Source organism: Syntrophomonas sp. UBA1041 (assembly GCF_002316705.1).
GTDB lineage: Bacteria > Bacillota > Syntrophomonadia > Syntrophomonadales > Syntrophomonadaceae > DTU019.
The window spans coordinates 22,506-22,903 of the sequence record NZ_DCEA01000095.1 but is presented as its reverse complement, the minus strand read 5'-3'; the positions used below and the strand labels follow the sequence as shown (position 1 = coordinate 22,903).

General features: G+C 43.2%; 1 protein-coding gene. It reads right to left on the bottom strand.

Annotated elements, in window-relative coordinates; genetic code table 11:
• Window positions 1-110: 110 nt before the first annotated feature.
• A partial coding sequence (locus tag B2633_RS14055) for an EamA family transporter (protein ID WP_483171364.1) occupies window positions 111-398 on the bottom strand: 288 nt, incomplete at its 5' end.

Genomic DNA, 398 nt, shown 5'->3' with positions numbered 1-398 from the left:
TAAAGGTCGAAAGTCTGTTCATTAAATGACATCAAACTTTCGACCTTGGACTTTAGACTGAATTATTTGGGGGTGTAAGAAAATGTTAACCGAACAGGAACGGCCGCAGGTCATAAGAATAATAAAATAACGCCTAATATTGAAACGCAGGCGCCAAGTATCTCCTTTGGCGCTACTTTCTCTTTGAGCACCGATATGGATATGGGGATGATAATAATCGGCGAGATGGAGGTGATGGACGAAACTATACCCGTGGCGGTGTGTTGCAAGGCAAATAATGACAAGTTAACCCCGATAAAGGGACCCAATACAGATCCCACAGCTATCTGCCCTAGTGCCCTTTTATTGCTGAAAGAGGCCGTAATTTGAGGCCATTTCTTTCTGGCTGTTATCAGAAT